Origin of the sequence: Kitasatospora sp. NPDC017646, from assembly GCF_044329365.1 — a bacterium.
Lineage (GTDB): Bacteria > Actinomycetota > Actinomycetes > Streptomycetales > Streptomycetaceae > Kitasatospora.
The window spans coordinates 58,422-75,877 of sequence record NZ_JBIRJC010000025.1 but is presented as its reverse complement, the minus strand read 5'-3'; the positions used below and the strand labels follow the sequence as shown (position 1 = coordinate 75,877).

Annotated in this window: 11 protein-coding genes; 7 read left to right on the top strand and 4 right to left on the bottom strand. The window is 73.1% G+C overall.

Features of this window, described 5'->3' with window-relative positions; genetic code table 11:
* Positions 1-154 precede the first annotated feature (154 nt).
* Positions 155-2,938, bottom strand: coding sequence for an SdrD B-like domain-containing protein (locus ACH4J0_RS30315; RefSeq protein ID WP_396243840.1), 2,784 nt, complete (start codon positions 2,936-2,938; stop codon positions 155-157).
* Between the two features lie 473 nt (positions 2,939-3,411).
* On the opposite strand from ACH4J0_RS30315, the gene ACH4J0_RS30310 reads away from it, so the two are divergent.
* Entirely contained in the window at positions 3,412-4,116 is a 705-nt protein-coding gene (locus tag ACH4J0_RS30310) for a TetR/AcrR family transcriptional regulator (RefSeq protein ID WP_396243838.1), read from the top strand.
* A 31-nt stretch (positions 4,117-4,147) separates the two neighbouring features.
* On the opposite strand, the gene ACH4J0_RS30305 is transcribed toward ACH4J0_RS30310, so the two are convergent.
* Both ACH4J0_RS30305 and ACH4J0_RS30300 read right to left on the bottom strand, forming a co-directional pair.
* Positions 4,148-5,785: an amidohydrolase gene (locus ACH4J0_RS30305; protein WP_396243837.1), complete on the bottom strand. Its 1,638-nt coding sequence runs from the start codon at positions 5,783-5,785 to the stop codon at positions 4,148-4,150.
* A gap of 41 nt (positions 5,786-5,826) precedes the next feature.
* A complete protein-coding gene (locus ACH4J0_RS30300) occupies positions 5,827-7,245 on the bottom strand; it encodes an APC family permease (protein WP_396243873.1) in 1,419 nt (472 codons plus the stop codon).
* Between the two features lie 250 nt (positions 7,246-7,495).
* Here ACH4J0_RS30300 and ACH4J0_RS30295 point away from each other — a divergent pair, with 250 nt between their 5' ends.
* Both ACH4J0_RS30295 and ACH4J0_RS30290 read left to right on the top strand, forming a co-directional pair.
* Positions 7,496-9,415: a glycoside hydrolase family 5 protein gene (locus tag ACH4J0_RS30295; RefSeq protein WP_396243871.1), complete on the top strand. Its 1,920-nt coding sequence runs from the start codon at positions 7,496-7,498 to the stop codon at positions 9,413-9,415.
* A 187-nt stretch (positions 9,416-9,602) separates the two neighbouring features.
* Entirely contained in the window at positions 9,603-10,091 is a 489-nt protein-coding gene (locus ACH4J0_RS30290) for a signal peptide protein (RefSeq protein ID WP_396243836.1), read from the top strand.
* Positions 10,092-10,102: 11 nt separating this feature from the next.
* Here ACH4J0_RS30290 and ACH4J0_RS30285 read toward each other — a convergent pair whose 3' ends face one another.
* Positions 10,103-11,506 (bottom strand): PLP-dependent aminotransferase family protein, encoded by a 1,404-nt coding sequence (locus tag ACH4J0_RS30285; RefSeq protein ID WP_396243834.1) that lies wholly within the window; start codon positions 11,504-11,506, stop codon positions 10,103-10,105.
* On the opposite strand from ACH4J0_RS30285, the gene ACH4J0_RS30280 reads away from it, so the two are divergent.
* From ACH4J0_RS30280 to ACH4J0_RS30265, 4 genes are all read left to right on the top strand, one after another.
* A complete protein-coding gene (locus tag ACH4J0_RS30280; RefSeq protein WP_396243833.1) occupies positions 11,505-12,776 on the top strand; it encodes an aminotransferase class V-fold PLP-dependent enzyme in 1,272 nt (423 codons plus the stop codon). The genes ACH4J0_RS30285 and ACH4J0_RS30280 overlap by 2 nt on opposite strands.
* Complete coding sequence (locus tag ACH4J0_RS30275; protein WP_396243831.1) at positions 12,773-14,098, top strand: MFS transporter; 1,326 nt, start codon at positions 12,773-12,775, stop codon at positions 14,096-14,098. Before ACH4J0_RS30280 ends, ACH4J0_RS30275 begins: the two co-directional genes overlap by 4 nt.
* Positions 14,099-14,437: 339 nt before the next feature.
* Entirely contained in the window at positions 14,438-15,853 is a 1,416-nt protein-coding gene (locus ACH4J0_RS30270) for a family 2B encapsulin nanocompartment shell protein (RefSeq protein WP_396243828.1), read from the top strand.
* Positions 15,840-17,267 carry a SufS family cysteine desulfurase gene (locus ACH4J0_RS30265; protein ID WP_396243825.1) on the top strand — a complete coding sequence of 476 codons (1,428 nt, stop codon included), beginning with the start codon at positions 15,840-15,842 and terminating at the stop codon, positions 17,265-17,267. The genes ACH4J0_RS30270 and ACH4J0_RS30265 overlap by 14 nt, the downstream gene beginning before the upstream one ends.
* Positions 17,268-17,456: the final 189 nt, after the last annotated feature.

Sequence of the window (17,456 nt, the reverse complement as noted above, 5' to 3'; positions counted from 1 at the left end):
GTTGGGGTGGTCGGGGGCGCTTGGGGGTTCCCGCCCCCGCGGGGGGGGGGGGGGGGGGGGGGGGGGCCCCCCCGGGGGGGGGGGGGGGGGGGGGGCCCCCCGGGCCCCCCCCCCCCCCCGATCCGGGTGTCACCCCGTCAGAGTGGGACGACCACTACCGGTGCTGGGCCCGGCGTCGGCGCACCACGCCGAACAGTGCCGCGCCGAGGGCGATCAGCGCCGCGGCGCCGGTCGCGATCAGCGGGAGCCCGTTGCTCGCGCCGGTGTGCGGCAGTTCGCCGCCGGGAGCGGGCGCCGGTGGGGCCGGCGTGCTCGGCGGACCGGTCGGCGGCGGTGTCGGGCTGGGCGTCGGCGTCGCGGTCGGCGTCGGCGTCGGCGTCGGCGTGGGGATCAGCTTGTTGACGGCCGTCACGCTGACCCCGTCCTCCAGGTTGTCGGCGGTGAGCACCAGCGGTCCGAAGACCGTGGTGTCCGGCGCCGAGTAGCCGTCGGGCGGGCTCAACTCCTGCCAGTAGTACGTGCCGGCCACGCCGCTGCCCTGGCAGATGCCGTCGGTGCCGGTGGTGCAGGGATCACCGACGGGCGTGTCCGGCTTCGTCCCCGTGGCCTGCAGACCGTCGGTGCCGTTGGTCTCGTGCCACAGCTGGAACTTGGCACCGGCCAGCGGCTTGCCGTCCTGGTCGTGCTTGACCAGCTTCAGCGCGCCCTCCTGCTGGCGGTAGCCGAAGTCGTAGGTGTGGTTGTTCTCACCCGGTCCGCCGGTGGTCAGCGCCCGTTCGGGGAACTTGGTGCCGGCCGGGACGATGCCCTTGGAGTCGATGAAGTGGTTGTCGCCGACGTCGTGGTCCGTGGGCACCCAGTGGTACAGCGGGCCGCCCTTGGCGTAGTCGGCGGGGTTGTCGATGCGGATGGTGTACTTGGTGTGCGGCTTGAGGCCGCCGGTGACGTTGCTGTCGTCGAAGTAGTACTCGCCGCGCGCGGTGGTCCTGGTGGTGCCGACCACCTTGCCCGACTCGTCGTAGAGGTTGACGGTGGCGCCCTTCACCGGGAGCTGGCCCGGGTTCTGGATGCCCTTGCGCTCGGGGTCGTACCAGACCCGGTTGCCGATCTGCAGCGGCGCCTGGTCGCAGAGCACCTCCAGGTCACCCATCGCGGCGCCCTTGCCGAACGGCGATCCGGTGTTCGCCGGGGTCAGCCGCAGGCCGAACTTCGGGTCGTGCGCGCCGTCCTTGCGCTCCATGAACGACGTGCCGTAGCCGACCGCGGTGTGGTCCGGGTCGAAGGCGGAGCCCGCGACGGTGCTCTCGACCTTGGAGAGCGCGATGCCCGCGAACACCGTGTTGTGGTGGCCCACCTCGTCCCAGCCGGTGGAGAAGAACCGGGCGCCGCGGACGGTCTTGCCGCAGCCGAGGTTGACGTCCATCACGTACATGCCGTTCGACGGGCAGGCCTTGTCCAGGTCGCCGCCGGACATCACCGTGGCCGAGTTCGGCGCCGGAGCACCCGGTCCGCGGTCGGCGAAGCGGTCCTTGAAGGCCAGCAGCATCGAACCGTCGGTCTCGAACAGGATCTCGCCCAGCTGCGGTTCGGGGAACGCGATGGTGGAGTTGCCGCACGGCCGGCCGTTCTGCGAACCGGGGAAGGTGCTGGTCCACGGGAACCAGCCCGCCCCGTCGCACGGACCCCCGCCGACGGTGGACTGCCGCGGGTAGTCCAGCGGCTGGTCCAGCACCGGCTTGCCGAACGCCCCGCTGCCGAGGTCGAACGGCAGGACCACGGCACGCATGTCCGTGAGCTTGCCGGTGGACTCGCCGGAGCAGACCCCGCCGAGGAAGCCGGAGCCGTCCTGCATGCCGAGGCCGTACGGCCGCCAGTCCGCAGCCGACGGACAGCCCGGGTTCGGGATCGGGTAGGACGCCTTCGGTTCCGAGGCCGTCGGCTTGGTGGCGTCGTAGCGGTAGAGCTTGCGGTCGTTCAGGTTGACGACGAACAGGTCCTTGCCGTCGTCGGTGACCTTGATGCCGCCCAGGCTCTCCTTCCCGGGCACGTCGAGGAAGGCGTCGTCCGTCCCCGGCCCGTGCGCGGTGCTGCCCGCGTTCGGGACGGTGGTGAAGACGGTCGTCCTCTTCTTCGCCGGGTCGCTCAGGTCGGTGACGTAGATCCCGCCGGAGCCGCCCGGGCCGTAGTCGGTGGTCCGCTTGGCCGTCGCCGCGGAGAACAGCCGCTTGTCGGCCTTGTTCCAGGCGAGGCCGAAGATCGTGCCGGTCTCGGCGTCGGTGGCGATGTTCGTCGCCGCGTTGCCGGGGCCCTCCTGGCCGCGCAGGTCGTACGGGAAGGTGACCAGCGTGCGCTGGTTCCCGCCCTGGTAGGTGGGCGTCTGACAGGCGGTCGCCAGCGGCGCGTTCTTCTGGCAGTAGTCCGCCGGGTTCCACAGCCCGGTGGTGTAGGAGACGTTCTTGCCCCCGCTGAGGTCGACGAACTCCTCGTTGGAGCTGAGCTGGTTGGGCGCACCGTCCAGGCCCTGGCGGGAGGCGAAGGCCGGGAACAGCACGCCCGGCTTCGGGTTCTCCACCTGCACCCGGTACTTGCCGCCGTTCGCCTTGCTCGTCGCGGGCGCCAGCGTCACCGTGCCGTCCGCCGCCGTGGTCCCGTCGATCGAGACGCCGGCGTCATCGGTGAGCGTCACCTTGACGCCCGCCATGCCCGGTTCCAGTGCCGGCGTGTACGTGCCCGAGTTGTCCACGGCCCGGATCACCTTCACGGTGACCGTCCCGTCGCCGGTCTGCGAGACCGCGGCGGGGACGGCCGCCAGCGAGCTGCTCCCGACGACGACGGCGAGCGCCGCGATCCGGCCGACGACGCGACGGCCGGAGCGGCCCGGCCGTGACCGGGACGGGCCGCGCGCGGCGCCGTCCATCAGTTCGTTCGTTGTCTTCATCCCTGCTCTCATCGTCCGAATGGCCTCATGGCCCGACTATCCGAAGAAGTCCACAGCGTGGCCTGAAACCGCCATGATTAACGTGAGCTTAAAGGGAATTCACCCAACCGCGTGCCAGAACGTGGAACTTTGATGACCAGTCAGACGTCACCATGACGCCACCCGTCCCCGCCGACCCACGGCGCGGCCGGTCCCACCAGCGCGGATCCGCGCCGAGACGTCGCGCCGGCACGGAACAAGCGCCATGTCGACAAGAACACCCGACCGCGGAGGGTGACCGTTCCGTCGAACACCGCTACGAAGGTCCCGGAATTTCGACACGGCTCGCACAGAACCGTCCACGATTCATTCCAACCCACCAGCCCCAGGGGCAACCTTCGTCGCAGCCGGAGGACGGGCCCTGCCTCCTACGCGCGGGATTTCGCCGACCGACCCCTGTCGCCGGTCAACGCCGTTGACATACCCTGCCGCGCATGAGCGAACGCGTAGTCCCCGAGCCCCGGCGCCGCCGCCGCAGACCCACCAAGCAGGGCGTCGTGCTCTCCCAGGAGCTGATCATCGACACCGCACTGCGGCTGGTCGAACAGCACGGCGCGGACGCACTCACCGTCCGGCGGCTCGGCGCCGCACTCGGAGCCGACCCCAGCGCCGTCTACCGCTACTTCCACAGCACGGACGACCTGCTGCTGGCCATCGCCGACGAGCTCATCGGCCTCGCCCAGGCCGACTGGCGGGCGACCGGCGACTGGCGCGCCGACCTGCGCGCCATCGGCCTGCGGATCCACTCCGCCTACCTGGCCCACCCCCAGGCCGCCCTGCTCGCCGCCCACCGCACCACCGGCCGCGCCCACGAGACCGCCGCCGTCGAGGCGATCCTCTCCGTACTGCGCACCGCGGGATTCCCGGACCAGGAGGCGGTCCGGATCTACCACGCCTTCGTCGACCAGAGCCTCGGCTTCGCCGCCCTCGACGCCGCCGCCCTCGCCCTCCCGGCCGCCGCCGCCACCGCCGACCTACGGGTCTGGCAGGCCTCGTACGCCCGGCTCGACGTCACCACCCACCCCCACATCGCCGCCACCGCCCACCTGCTCACCACCGACATGCGCCGCAGCGGGTACCCGTACGCGCTCGACCTGCTGATCGACGCCGCCGGGGCCCGGCTCGCGGCAGCGCGCTGAGCCGGGCCCCCGCAGGGCCTGCGGGCCGCTGTCACTCCGCGGCGTACACGAGCTCACCCCCGACGTAGGTCCGCTCCACCCGGGCGTCGGCGATCTCCGCCGGGGGCCCGGTGAGGACGTCGCGGTCGAGCACCACCAGGTCGGCGAGCTGCCCGACCGCCAGCGTGCCGGCGTCGTCGTGGCCGTTCACATGGGCGGACCCGGCCGTGTAGGCGGCGAGGGCGGAGGCCAGGTCGAGGCGCTGCTCGGGCAGGAAGACCCGGCCGTCGACGGCCCCCGGCTCCATCCGGTTGACCGCCACGTGCAGGCCGGCCAGCGGGTCCGGGCTGCTCACCGGCCAGTCGCTGCCCGCCGCCAGGGTGGCGCCCGCGCGCTGGAGCATGCCGAACGGGTACTGCCGGGCGGCGCGTTCGGGGCCGAGGAAGGGGATGGTCAGCTCGTCCATCTGCGGCTCGTGCGCGGCCCACAGCGGCTGGATGTTGGCGATCGCGCCGAGCAGGGCGAAGCGGGGGATGTCGTCGGGGTGGACCACCTGGAGATGGGCGAGGTGGTGCCGGGTGCCGCGCCGGCCGTTCTTCGTCCGGGCGGCCTCGACGGCGTCCAGCGCCTCGCGGACGGCCCGGTCGCCGAGGGCGTGGAAGTGCACCTGGAAGTCGAGCGCGTCGAGTTCGGTGACGTACTCGCACAGCGCGGCCGGATCGACGAAGCTGAGGCCCGAGTTGGCCGTCGCGCAGCCGCAGCCGTCCAGGTACGGGCTGGTCATCGCAGCGGTGAAGTTCTCCGCGATGCCGTCCTGCATGATCTTCACCGAGCCGGCCCGGAACCGGCCGTGGCTCAACTCTGCTCGCCGTTGGACGAGTTCGGGGATCTGCTCGGCGCCGCGGTCGCGGTCCCACCAGAGCGCGCCGGTCACCCGGGCGGTCAGCGCGCCGGAGCGGGCGGCGGCCAGGTAGGCGTCGGCGGGGTCCGGCTGGCCGTTGAACTCGCCGAGCAGCGCGTCCTGCCAGCCGGTGATGCCCAGCGAGTGCAGCAGGCGTTGCGCCCGCAGCAGGCCCGCCAGCCGCTCGTCCGCGGTGGCCGGCGGCACCAGCCGGGCGACCAGGGCGGTGGCGCCCTCCTGGAGCATCCCGGAGGGGGTGCCGTCGGCCTCGCGTTCGATCCGGCCGTCGGCCGGGTCCGGGGTGTCGCGGGTGAGGCCGGCCAGTTCCAGGGCCCGGGTGTTCGCCCAGGCGCCGTGGTGGTCCCGGTTGGTCAGGTAGACCGGGCGGTCCGGGACGACCGAGTCGAGCAACTGCCGGGTCGGCAGGCCGCCTTCGAAGCTCTCCAGGGACCAGCCGCTGCCGGTGATCCACGCCCGGCCCGGATCGGCCTCGGCGTAGGCGCGGATCCGCTCCAGGTAGTCGGCCACGCCGACGGTTCCGGTGAGGTCGCAGGCGGCTGACTCGACGCCGCCGAAGACCGCGTGGATGTGAGCGTCCTGGAAGCCCGGCAGCAGCAGCTTGCCAGTGAGGTCCACGACCTCGGTGTCGGGCCCGATCAGCTCCCGGACCTCGTCGTGTCCGACGGCGGTGATCCGCCCGCCGGTCACGGCCAGGCTGCTCGCCCGGGTGCGGGCGGCGTCGCCGGTGTGGACGGGGCCGCGGGTGAGGACCAGATCGGCCTTGCTCATGGGTGGTGCTCCGTTCTCGGTCGTGCTCGTGTCGGGGTGGGTCAGGCGGTCGGGTCGAGGAAGTACGGTGAGCGGCGCCGCCAGCGGGCCCAGGCCGCCGAGGGGAGTCCGGTGACGACCATCAGTACCACCACGGTCAGCTCGAACCAGCCGTTGTCGGCGGACAGTTCGAAGTGGTCGGTGGAGTCGTAGAAGCTCCAGGCCAGGTAGCCGCCGACCGCGAGCAGCACCGCCGCGCCGAGCAGCGGGCCGACCACGGCGCGCAGGCCCTCCAGTGGGGCGGCGCGCAGCAGGTGGCGGAAGCGGACGGCGGCCGCGACGGCGGTGAGGGCGTAGTAGAGGGCCACGATGATGCCGATCGCGTTGACGGCGGCCGAGATCAGGTCGTTGACGGTGGGGATGACGACGGAGACCAGGGCGAGGACGACGGCGATACCGGTGACCAGCAGGGTGCCGACGGCGGGGGTGGCGTGCCGGGGGTGCAGCCTGGTCCAGACCGGGCCGAGCGCGCCGTCGCGGCCCATCGCGTACATCCCGCGCGCGGTCGGTATCACCGAGGACTGGAGCGAGGCGACCGCGGAGAAGGTCAGCGCGATCAACGGCAGTGCGGCCAGCGGCTGGTGGGCCAGCCTGGTGCCGAAGTAGGTCAGTCCGTGGGCGCCGTTGTCGGCCAACTCGTCGAGCGGGAGGACCCGTTGGAAGGCGGTTCCGGCGAGCAGGAAGAGCAGCATCATCACCACCAGGGCGAGGAACCCGGCCCGGGAGGCGTCGCGCGGCTCGCGCACCTCCTCGCCGACGCTGAAGACCGATTCGAAGCCCCAGTAGCAGAACACCGCCAGCACCATGCCCTGGGCGACCGCGTCGAAGGAGGGGAGGTCGAACGGGTTGTACCACTGGAGCGAGAACGGCTGGTCACCCGCGAACAGCCCGTACCCGCAGAAGCCCAGCAGCACGGCGTACTCGAAGACCAGCAGCGCCTTCTGCAACCGGGCGGCGAGGTCGAGTCCGCGGACGGCGACCAGCGCGGCGCCGATCAGGACGGCGAGGCCGAGCAGGGTGCACTGGACGGTCGAGTCCGGGTCCAGCCGCAGGCCGGCGACGCTGCGCACGTGTGCCTGGCCGAGGAGCTGGATGACCGCCGAGCCGGTGACGGTGGTGGTGTAGGCCATGAAGACCACCGTGCCCACGGTGTTGACCCATCCGGTGAGGAACCCCAGCCAGGGGCTGAGCGTCCGGCCGACCCAGCGGTAGCTGCTGCCCGCGTCCGGCTCGACGGCGTTCAGCCGACCGTAGCCGCCCGCGATGGCGAGCACGGGGAGGAAGGCCAGCAGCATGATCGCGGGCAGGTGGAGGCCGACGACCCCGGCCATCAGGCCCAGTCCGATGCCGATGCTGCTGGTGGCGGCCGTGCTGGAGGCGGCGATCGCCGCGCCGTCCAGCAGGCCGATGGACTTGTGCATGGCGCCGTGGCCGGCACCCGTTCTCGGGCCGCTGCCCGTGTCGTCCTTGACCGTCGGTGCCAACGGATCACCGCCTTGCTCGTGGGGGGTGGGGGGTGGAGAAGTGCGAGCCATGAAACCGGCGACGCCGTTGCACGTCAATGCCGTTGTCATAAGGATCCGAGCGGCTGCGCGACTCGTCCCGAGCAGTGGTTTTGACGTACCGTCGGCAATTCCTGCCCCTGTCACCCCCGCAATGGAGTGATCCGTGATACCCATCCGCCCGGCTCGCCGAGCCGTGCTCGCGGTGGCGGCCCTGTTGGCCGCCCTCATCAGCACCGCACCGGCCGCACCGGCCGCACCGAACGCCGCGCCCTCGACGGCCGCCTCCCGGCTCGCCGCCTCCTGGACCGGCCCGCTCAGCACCCGGGGGCGGTACGTGGTCGACGCGAACGGCGACCGGTTCAAGCTCAAGGCGGGCAACTGGGCGGGAGCCCAGGGCACTTGGGAGGGAAGCGGCTCGACCACCGACCCCGCCCACAACCAGGCCGGCCAGGTCTCGTACAACATCCCGCTCGGCCTGGACCGGGCACCGATCGGTCAGATCCTGGCGGGCTTCCACGGCCTGGGCCTGAACGCCGTCCGGCTGCCGTTCGCCAACGCGCTGATCCACGACACCACCACCGTCCCGGACGCCGCCGTCGCCGCCAACCCGCAGCTCAGGGGCAAGACCCCGCTCCAGGTGTACGACGCCGTCGTGGCCGCGCTGACCGCCGACGGGTTCGCGGTCATCCTCAACAACCACACCACCAGCTACCGCTTCTGCTGCGGCCTGGACGGCAACGAACGCTGGAACAGCGGCCAGAGCACCCAGCAGTGGGAGGACGACTGGGTGTTCATGGCGAACCGCTACAAGGCCGACAAGCGGGTGGTCGGCGCGGACCTGCGCAACGAGGTGCGCCGGGACACCTGGGACGACCCCAACTGGGGCCTGGGCGACAGCCACGACGAGTACGCGGCCTTCGAGGAGGCCGGGAACCGGATCCTCCAGGCCGACCCCGACCTGCTGGTCATCATGGAGGGCATCAACTGGTACGGCATCCCCGCCGCCGGGTTCTCCCACGGCCGACCGGTGCTCACCCCGGTGGCCACCCTGTCCAACACCCTGATCCGGTCCGACAAGCTCGTCTACGCCGCCCACTTCTACGCCTACACCGGCCCGGCCAACACCGGCGCGGGCAGCGGCCCCGGCTCCACCAGCGACCCGCGCTACGAGGACTTCACCCCCGAGCAGCTCGCCCAGGTGGTCGACCAGGAGGCCCTGTTCGTCACCCGGTCCGGCCAGCACTTCACCGCCCCGGTCTGGGTCAGCGAGTTCGGCGCCGCCGGCCGCGGCTCGACCGACGCCAAGGAGCAGGCCTGGTTCGACCGCTTCACCGACATCCTCGCCGCCCATGACACCGACTTCGCCGTCTGGCCGCTGGTCGGCTGGCAGGACAACGGTGTCCCGAACGACAACTGGGCGCTGCTCTCCTACGACACCGCCGGCCGGCAGCTTGGCCTGAACGACCCGGGCGACTGGCGCGCCGCCGACTGGAACAAGCTGGTCAACGCCCCCTCGTACACCGGTCAGGTCGCAGCGGTCGCCCGCTGGAACATGCTCGACCTCGACCACGGGGACCAGGACGTCTCCAGCCGCATGCTGGCCCGGCCCGACTGGAGCCCCGGCAACCGCAAGGGCGACTGCCCGGACGGCCAGCGCCTGGCCGGCCTCGGCCGCAGCAGCAGCCGCGGCCTGTGCACCGACGCCGGCGGGCCCGCCATCGGCTCCGGCGACTGGGTGACCGTGACCGACCAGCGCTACGTCACCGGGGGTGACTGGGCGTCCGGCTACGACAAGCTCCAGTGCCCCGACAACACCTTCGCCGTGGGCTACGGCGTGCACGGCAACGCGATGTCCGCGCTGCTCTGCGCGCCGGCCGCCACCGCCCTGCCCACCACCGGCCGAACCGTCTGGTTCGACCACGGCGACAACCGGCCCGCCGCCGGTGGCTCCGTCGCGAGCGACTGGGCGCCCGGCACCTACAAGGGCCAGTGTGCCGATGACGAGTACGTCGCCGGCGTGGCCGACACCTGGCGCTGGCTCGAGTACGGCGTCCCCGACGCGCTGCTCTGCCGTCCGCTGGGCTGACGCACCGGTTCGGTAACCCCGTGTGACCGTCGCCCGGGGCGACGCGCCCGGCGGATGCGCCATCCGCCGGGCGCGTGCAGGGTGGAGGGGAACGAACCGCCCGGCCGACGACCGTCCGTAGCACTGCGGACACCGTCCGGCAGGCGGCGGCTTCCCAGCCGTCGCCCCCTCGACCGAAGGAGGCGCCATGCCGATCAGGACGAGCCCCCGTCGGGCTCTGGTGCTGACCGTCGCCGCCCTCGTCGCCCTGCCCGCCGCGGCACTGACGGCGCCCGCGCAGGCGGCCCCGCCGGCCCCGGCCGCGCAGCCGGCACCGGTCCGCTTCCTGGACCTGCCCGACACCGCGCTGCCGACCGACCGGACGCCGCACGTGATCACCTTCCGTTACCGCAACGACATGCCGACGGACCAGACGATCGCCCCGCAGATCCTGGTCGAGTCGCCCCGGAGGGGCCCGTTCCTCAGCCCGTCGGACGTCCGGCTCGAACAGCAGGGGAGCGACGGCCGCTGGCGCACCCTGTGGCTCGGCAGCCAGACCGGCACGCTCTACACCGGGCTGATCCCGGCGAAGATCGTCCTGCACAGCGGCCACACGCTTACCGAGCACTACCGGATCACCGTGCTCCACGCGCCCGCCCGGGGAACGGTCGAGCCGCGGATCGCGATCTACGGCTGAGGCGCGACCCGTCACGCCCCGGCGGCCACCGCGCCCAGGCGGGCAGCCGCCTCGACGAGTTCGGCGGGTTCGGCGGCCGCGGCGAAGCCGAGCCGCAGGTAGGCCGCGGGCGGCTCGGCCGGGAAGTGGTGGTGGCCGGGGTTGACGGCCACCCGGTGGGCCCGGGCCGCCTCCGCGACGGCCTCCTCGGTGCGGCCGGCCGGCAGCCTGACCCACAGGTGAAGGCCGCCCTCCGGCACCCGGTGCGGCGTCCAGTCCGGCACCTCGCGCGCCAGGGCGTCGGCCAGGACGGCGCAGCGCTGCTGCAGGGCGGCGGACAGGGCGCGGAGGTGCCGGTCCCAGGCCGGGGTGCTGAGCAGTTCGACCGCAGCCTCCTGGAGCGGGCGGGCGATGAAGAAGTCGTCGACCCGCCGCATCCCGAGCAGCCGCCGCATCACCGGGCCCCTGGCGATGAGCGCGCCGATCCGCAGACTGGGTGAGGCGGGCTTGGTCAGCGAGGTGAGGTGGACGACGGTGCCGTCCCGGTCGTCGGCGACCAGCGGGCGGGGGACCGGCCGGCCGTGGCCGAGGTGGCGGGCGAAGTCGTCCTCGATCAGGAACGCCCCGGCGGCGCGGGCCACGTCGACGACCTGGCGGCGCCGTTCGCCGGACAGGACCGTCCCGGTCGGGTTGTGGAAGGTGGGCTGGCAGTAGAGCAGGCGCGCGCCGGTCATGGCGAAGGCCTCGGCGAGCAGGTCGGGGCGCAGCCCCTCGTCGTCCATCGGCACGGGCACCGGGTGCAGTCCGGCGGCGCGCGCGGCGGCGAGCGCGCCGGCGTAGGTGGGTGACTCGACCAGGACGGGGCTGCCGGGCGCCGCGACGGCGCGGAACAGCAGCGACAGCGCCCCCTGCCCTCCCCCGGTGACCAGCACGTCGTCGGGGCCGACGTCGCCGCCCGCCTGACGGGCGAAGATCGTCCGCAGGGTGGTCAGACCGGCCGCCGGGGCGCGGTGCCAGGCGTCCGGGCGGCGAGCGGCCCGGGCCAGGGCGCCGCCGAGCAACCGGGTGGGCTGGAGGCTCTCGTGCAGGTAGCCGCCGGACAGCGGGACGGTGTCGGCGGGCACCGCGCCGGGCTGCTCCTCGGGCGGCTCGGGGGCAAGCGGCCGGCCGGCCAGGGCCACCGACTGCCAGGAGGTGTCCGCTTCGCCGCTGCCGTTCCGTGGGCGGCGGGCGGCGACGTAGGTGCCGCTGCCCGGGCGGGTGACCACCGCGCCCTCGGCGGCGAGCAGCGCGATCGCCCGGGAGACGGTGACCGGCCCGACTCCGTGACGGGTGATCAGGTCCCGGCTGCTGGGCAGCCGGTCGCCCGGGGACAGGCGGGCGATCTCGGTCCGGAGGATCGCCACCAGGGTCTCGATACTGCTACCGTCAGACATGAAGAACAAGAATAGCGCTTTCGCCTCTGGTACGGAACCGCTCCCGAGCCCCGCTCCCGCCCCGGTCCCGGAACCGCTCCTGGACCTCGACGCCCTCCGGGCCGACACCCCCGGCTGCGAGGCGGTGATCCACTTCAACAACGCCGGAGCCGGACTGATGGCCCGTCCGGTCCTGGAGACGGTCCTCGACCACCTGCGTCTGGAGGCCGGCACCGGCGGCTACGAGGCCGCCGCCGCCCGCGCCGCCGAGGTCGCCGACTTCTACGCCGCGCTCGCCGAACTCCTCGGCGCCCGCCCCGGCAACCTCGCCTTCGCCGCGAGCGCGACCCACGCCTACACCAAGGCCCTGTCCGCGATCGACTTCCGGCCCGGGGACGTCATCCTCACCACCCGCAACGACTTCGTGTCCAACCAGATCGCATTCCTCGCCCTGCGCCGCCGCCACGGCGTCCGGATCGTGCACGCGCCCGACCACCCCGACGGCAGCGGTGTAGACGTCGACGCCATGGCCGTGCTGATGCGCGCCCACCGGCCGCGCCTGGTGGCCGTGACCCACGTGCCCACCAACTCCGGGCTGGTCCAGCCGGTCGCCGAGATCGGCCGGCACTGCCGGGAACTCGACCTGCTGTACCTGGTCGACGCCTGCCAGTCGGTCGGCCAGTACCCGATCGACGTCGAGGCGATCGGCTGCGACCTGCTCACCGCGACCTGCCGCAAGTTCCTCCGCGGCCCGCGCGGTTCAGGGTTCCTCTACGTCTCCGACCGGGTGCTGGAGGCCGGGTACGAGCCGCTCCACATCGACATGCACGGCGCGCGCTGGGTCGCCCCCGGCTACTACCGGCCGGTCGACACCGCGGCCCGGTTCGAGGAGTGGGAGTTCCCGTACGCCACCGTCCTGGGCTGCGCCGCCGCCGTCCGCTACGCCCTGCGGGTCGGCCCTGCGCCGGTGGCCCGGCGCACCCCCGCGCTGGCCGCGCGGCTGCGCGAGCGGCTGGCCGCCGTCCCCGGCGTCCGCACGCTCGACCGCGGGCCCGCGCCGGCTGCCCTGGTCACCTTCACCATCGAGGGCTGGCAGGCCGCGCCGTTCAAGGCGGCGATGGACGCGCGCGGCATCAACTCGGCGCTCAGCCACCGGGAGTTCGCGCAGTTCGACTTCGCCGACAAGGAGGTGGAGTGGTGCCTGCGGCTGTCGCCGCACTACTACAACACCGAGGAGGAGGTCGACACGGTGGCGGACACCGTCGCCGAGCTGGCGAGGAGCGCCCGATGACCCGGACACCCCCGCCGACCCCGACGGCTCCGACGACCCCGACGACCGGGGTGACTGCCCCTCCGGCCACCGAGCCCGCGCAGCGGAGCCTGTGGCACGACCGCGACTTCCTCAGGTTCTGGGTCGGCGAGACGGTCTCGCTGCTCGGCACCCAGGTCACCAACCTCGCCCTGCCGCTCACCGCCATCGGCGCCTTCGGCGCGACCGACGAGCAGGTCGGCCTGCTGCGCTTCCTCCAGCTCGTCCCCTACCTCGGGCTCGCCCTGGTCATCGGCGTGTGGGCGGACCGGCACCGGCGGCGCCCGGTCATGCTCGGCGCCAACCTTGTCCGGCTGCTGCTGTTGGCCCTGGTGCCGCTGCTCCACTGGTGGCACGCGCTCGACCTGCCGGTGCTGATGGTGATCGCCTGCACGGTCGGCACCGCCTCGGTGGTGTTCGACGTCAGCTGGATGTCGTACGTCCCGGTGCTGGTGAAGAGCCCGGACCGCTACATCGAGGCCAGCGCCAGGATGAGCACCAGCGCCTCCACCGCCGACGTCGCCGGGCCCGGACTGGCGGGCGTCCTGGTGTCCGCGGTGGGCGCGCCGGTGGCCGTGCTCGTCGACGCCTGCTCCTACGCGGTGTCCCTGGTCTCGCTGCTGCTGATCCGCACCACCGAGCCCACCCCCGAACCGGCCGCCGAGCGGCACCTGTGGCGCGAACTCAAGGACGGCATGGGGTGGGTGATGCGGGACCGGGTGCTGCGCTCGCTCGCGCTGATCGGCTTCTGCTGCAACTTCTCGATGATCACCGTGTGGACGATGTTCCTGCTCTACGGCGACCACGACCTCCACCTCGGCGGGACGACCATCGGCGCGGTCTTCTCGACGGCCTCCGTCGGCGGACTGGTCGGCGCGCTAGTCGCGCGGCGGGTGATCGCCCGGTTCCCGCTCGGCCGGGTCTACCTGGTCGCCCAGTCGGCGCTGCTGCTCGGCCCGGGCCTGATCCCGGCCGCCGCGGGGCCGCGGCCGGTGATGATCGGGATGTTCGTACTGTCCTTCTTCACCACCTACCTGGGCCTCGGCGTGGCCGGGGTGATCATCGTCAGCCTCCGCCAGGCCGTGACACCGCAGTCGATGATGGGGCGGATGACGGCGGCCTTCCGGACCCTGCTGTTCGGCGGCGGATCCCTGGGCGGCCTCGCCGCCGGGCTGCTCACCGGTCAGCTCGGCGCCCGGGGCGCCCTGACCGTGGCCGCGGTCGGCTCCGCCGCCGTGGTGGCCGGGCTGGTCGTCTCCCCGGTCGGCCGACTGCGGGCCCTTCCCGTCACCGCGCAGCGGTGACGGGAAGGGCCCGCACGCCCGCCGGGGTGCGCCGCCCCCGCTCCGTCCGCCGCCCCCGTGCGCCCGCCGCTCGCGCACGGCGGGCGCGCGGGGGCGGCCCGGATGCGCCTCAACTCTCCCCCCGTGCTCCCAAGTTCGGCTTTGCGAGGCATCGCAGCCGCTTATGCCAAAGCCACCCGTTCGAGTGAGTTTGGCATCCGCGTGCCCCGGATTCGCGCAGGCCCTGTCCGCTGTCCAGTGACTTGAAACCTGGTCACACCGAGCGCGAAACAACGGCAGCATTCTCCGCGTCGATCTGACGACACATCGATTGATCCCACGCCGGAGAGGTGACCAGTCGTGACCACCGAGACCGTTCCGCAGAGCCAGCGGGGCCAGCAGAGCCTCAGCACCTCCGCCGCCCGCAACCTCGCCACCACCACCAAGACCGTCCCGCAGATGCTCGGGATCACCCCCCGGTACCTGCTGCGGGCCCTGCCCTGGGTGGACCTGGAGGCGGGCGTCTACCGGGTCAACCGCCGCCGGGGCTTCATCCTCGGCGACGGCCTGATCAGCACGTACGTCGACGGCGGCGGCGCCAACCGGGTCATCGCCGAGGACCTGCGCGAACTGGCCTTCCTCAGCCAGGTCGACAGCCCGGTGCTCACAGCGCTCGCGGCCGGGTTCACCGAGCGCGAGGTCGCGCCGGGCGAGCTGATCGTCGACGTCGGCACCCCGGCCGACCAGCTGCACGTCATCGCGTTCGGCCGCGCCGAGAAGCGCGCCACCGGCGCCTACGGCGACGACGCCCTGCTGGCCGTCCTCGGCGACGGCGACTTCTTCGACGCCGCCGCCTGGGCCGCCGGCACCTCGACGACGTACCGGGTGAAGGCCGTCAGCACCTGTACCGTGCTCTCACTGGACCGCCGGATGCTGGACGAACTCGCCGACCGGGAGCCCTCGTTGCGCGCCCAGCTGGAGGAGTTCACGGCCGGCCAGGCCCCGACCGACCCGGAGCACCCGATCGACCTCCGCTCGGGCCACTCCGGCGAGCCGTACCTGCCGGAGACCTTCGTCGACTACGACGAGGCCCCCCGCGAGTACGAGCTGAGCATCGCCCAGACCGTCCTCAAGGTGCACACCCGCGTCGCGGACATCTACAACTCCGACATCGACCAGGTCGACGCCCAGCTCCGGTTGACCGTCGAGGCGCTGCGCGAGCGCCAGGAGTGGGAGATGCTCAACCACGCCGAGTACGGCCTGCTCAACAACGTCGTGCCGACCCAGCGGGTGCGCACCCGCGGCGGCGCGCCCACCCCGGACGACCTGGACGAACTGCTCACCCGGGTCTGGAAGCAGCCCGCCTTCTTCCTGGCCCACCCGCGGGCGATCGCCGCGTTCGGCCGCGAGTGCACCCGGCGCGGGGTACCGCCGCAGGTCGTCGAGCTGTTCGGCAGCCCGTTCATCACCTGGCGCGGCGTGCCGCTGCTGCCGTCCGACAAGCTGGACCTCAACGGCTCGGCCAACTCGGCGCCCGGCACCACCAACATCCTGCTGATGCGCGTCGGCGAGGAGCGCCAGGGCGTGGTGGGCCTGCGGCCGTCCAAGGTCCCGGACGAGGTGGAGCCCGGCCTGGCGGTGCGCGCGATGGGTGTCGACCGGCAGGCCATCACCTCCTACCTGGTGACCGGCTACTTCTCGACCGCCGCCCTCGTGGACGACGCCATCGCGGTGCTCCAGAACGTCGAGGTGTCGAACTACCATGACTACTCCTGACGGAACCGGGCGCGGCACCGGCCTCAGCGGGGCGCCGGGCGGCCTCTCGACGGCGACCACCATGCCGGGCAACGGCGCCGCCACTCCCCCGAACCCGCTCCCCGAGGCCCTGGCCCACGCCGCCGGCGGCGGCCACTACTGGCTGCCGGCCCAGGCCGACCGCAGGGCCGCGCCCACCGCACCCACCGGCGGCTTCGACGTCGAGTCCGTCCGCCGGGACTTCCCCCAGCTGCACCGCGAGGTCAACGGCCGCCCGCTGGTCTGGCTGGACAACGGCGCCACCACCCTCAAGCCCCGCCAGGTGGTCGAGGCCGTCGGCGAGCACTACGCGTCGGGCACCTCCAACGTCCACCGCGGCGCGCACGCCCTCGCCAAGCAGGCCACCCGGATCTACGAGGAGGGCCGCGCCGAGGCCGCCAAGGTGCTCGGCGCCCCGGACCCGGACGAGATCGTCTTCGTCCGGGGCACCACCGAGGCCGTCAACCTGGTGGCCCAGACCTGGGGGCGGGCCAACCTCGGCGTCGGCGACGAGATCCTGGTCTCCACCGCCGAACACCACTCGAACCTGGTTCCCTGGCAGCTGATCGCCAAGGAGCGCCGGGCCCGGGTCGTCCCCGTCCCGCTGCTCCCGGACGGGCAGTTGGACCAGGACGCCTACCGGGACCTGCTCGGCTTCCGGACCAAGCTGGTGGCGCTCACCCACGCGTCCAACGTGCTGGGCACCGTCCCGCCGGTGGCGGAGATGACCGCGCTCGCCCACCGCTACGGTGCCAAGGTGCTGGTCGACGGCGCCCAGGCGGTCGCCCACTTCCCGGTGGACGTCACCGCCCTGGACGCCGACTTCTACGCCTTCTCCGGACACAAGGTCTTCGGGCCGACCGGGATCGGCGCGCTGTACGGCAAGCGGGAGCTACTGGAGGCCATGCCGCCGTGGCAGGGTGGCGGCAACATGATCGACTCGGTGAGCTTCGACCGGACCAGCTACGCCCCCGTCCCGCACCGCCTGGAGGCGGGTACCGGCCACATCGGCGGGGTGGCCGGGCTGCGGGCGGCCCTGCGGTACCTGTCCGGACTGGACCGCCGGGCCGCCACCGCGCACGAGGAGCAGCTCACCGAGTACGCCACCGCCGAGCTGCGGACCGTGCCCGGGCTCCGGCTGATCGGCGAGGCGCCGGGCAAGATCGGGGTGCTCACCTTCCTGCTCGCCGGGACGGACCCGATCGCCCTGGCCGGGGCGCTCGACCAGCAGGGCATCGCCGTCCGGGCCGGCCACCACTGCGCCCAACCCGCCCTCGCCGCCTACGGGTTGCAGGCCGCGGCCCGGGCCTCGCTGGCCCTGTACAACACCGTGCAGGACGTCGACGCCCTGGTGGCCGCCCTCCGGGGCATCCAGGCGGAGGCCGCACCGTCCTGACCGGGCACCGGGGGCGGGCGGGCGCCGGACGGCCCGCCCGCCCCCGCTGTTCCTCGAGGCAGCCCCAGTGGTCCTCCGTGACTTCGACCACGGTTTCGCGCAGGGGCTCACGGGGTCCCGGCCGGGACGGAAGCGACATTCCTGGCCTGAAAGCGCCGAAACCCGTCCCGTAATCGTCGGATTCGAGAG

Bases quoted from the DNA above. Each gene is read 5' to 3' on its own strand.
- ACH4J0_RS30265 (WP_396243825.1), top strand. From the start codon at position 15,840: ATGACTACTCCTGACGGAACCGGGCGCGGCACCGGCCTCAGCGGGGCG.
- ACH4J0_RS30280 (WP_396243833.1), top strand. From the start codon at position 11,505: ATGAAGAACAAGAATAGCGCTTTCGCCTCTGGTACGGAACCGCTCCCG.
- ACH4J0_RS30275 (WP_396243831.1), top strand. From the start codon at position 12,773: ATGACCCGGACACCCCCGCCGACCCCGACGGCTCCGACGACCCCGACG.
- ACH4J0_RS30310 (WP_396243838.1), top strand. From the start codon at position 3,412: ATGAGCGAACGCGTAGTCCCCGAGCCCCGGCGCCGCCGCCGCAGACCC.
- ACH4J0_RS30285 (WP_396243834.1), bottom strand. From the start codon at position 11,506: ATGTCTGACGGTAGCAGTATCGAGACCCTGGTGGCGATCCTCCGGACC.
- ACH4J0_RS30290 (WP_396243836.1), top strand. From the start codon at position 9,603: ATGCCGATCAGGACGAGCCCCCGTCGGGCTCTGGTGCTGACCGTCGCC.
- ACH4J0_RS30300 (WP_396243873.1), bottom strand. From the start codon at position 7,245: ATGCACAAGTCCATCGGCCTGCTGGACGGCGCGGCGATCGCCGCCTCC.
- ACH4J0_RS30305 (WP_396243837.1), bottom strand. From the start codon at position 5,785: ATGAGCAAGGCCGATCTGGTCCTCACCCGCGGCCCCGTCCACACCGGC.
- ACH4J0_RS30315 (WP_396243840.1), bottom strand. From the start codon at position 2,938: ATGAAGACAACGAACGAACTGATGGACGGCGCCGCGCGCGGCCCGTCC.